Below are 1,329 nucleotides of genomic sequence, written 5' to 3'. Positions count from 1 at the left end.
GGGTATTAACATTGGCCGCAAGTCCGCAGTTTAATGGAAATTCGGATTATAACGGATTAAAGAACGCTGATGGGACAGCGCTGGTAAACTCAACTTATAGTGTCGCGAAATGGAAAAAAGCTGCGGATGCCTGTAAACAGGCCATTGATCTTTGTGAGCTTGCAGGGATCCGTTTGTATAAATTCAATTCTGCATTAACCAGCATATCCGATAAGCTCAAGAAGGAGATGGATATTAGAAACAGTGTCTGTGAGCCTTGGAACCAGGAATTGATCTGGGGTTTTACAAATGGAACAGGATCGGGGATACAGCTTCAGTCGATACCAAGGCTCGATGCTGCTAGATCGGGCAATGAGAGTTTATTGGGACAACTGGCGCCGACAATACGCATGGCCGAACTGTTTTATACCAAAAACGGAGTGCCTATTGCGGAGGATAAAAATTGGAACTTTTCTGACAGATACAGTCTAAAAACTGCCTCTTCTTTAAATGGGGATTATCTGCAGGATGGCTACACCACCTCTGCACTACATTTCGACAGAGAACCCCGGTTTTACGCAGATTTGGCCTTCGACGGCTCTTTATGGTATATGCAGAATAAAACCTGGCCGGTACAGGCTAAATCAGGGCAGGGGCAATCAAGGCGTGCAGCATTTGGCTATTCAATTACAGGATACTTTACCAAAAAGCTCGTCAACTGGAAGTTTGTGATACAGGATGGTCTGAGTTATACCCAGGAAGAATATCCTTGGCCTTTGATGCGTTTAGCCGATCTGTATCTGTTGTATGCCGAAGCATTGAACGAGGCAAACGGCCCTTCGGAACCGGTTTATCAATACCTCAATCTGGTTAGGGAAAGAGCAGGTCTGCAAACCGTTCAGCTATCCTGGGATACTTATTCCAATAACCCTGGCAAATATAAAGATCAGGCAGGGCTAAGACAGATAATCCATCAGGAACGTGGAATTGAAATGGCATTCGAAGGGAGTAGGTTCTGGGATCTAAGACGGTGGAAAGAAGCTTCAGCAACGCTCAATACTCCAGTTTATGGATGGGACATTGAGCAGACCGATGCTACTGGGTATTATAGGCCAAAACTGCTCTTCAACCAGAAGTTTGTAGCGCCCCGTGATTATTTGTGGCCAATAAAAGAATACAATACGATTGTCAACCCCAATCTGGTTCAAAACCCTGGTTGGTAATTAATTATAGGATAATTTAATAATTGAATGTGATGAAAAATAATAAATGGTATGTATTGGCCACACTTTTTTGTGTGATGATACTTGGCTGCAAAGAAGATATACTGGCACCTTTGGAAAAAGATAC

At 43.5% G+C, this 1,329-nt stretch carries 1 protein-coding gene; it reads left to right on the top strand.

The genetic code is table 11. The features are described from left to right. Nucleotides 1-1,202 (top strand): RagB/SusD family nutrient uptake outer membrane protein (locus tag AC1DND_RS28000; protein WP_477586140.1); only part of this gene is annotated, 1,202 nt, incomplete at its 5' end. Nucleotides 1,203-1,329 lie beyond the last annotated feature (127 nt).

The organism is Pedobacter sp. 01N416 (assembly GCF_056399685.1).
This window is presented reverse-complemented; position numbering and strand designations above follow the sequence as displayed.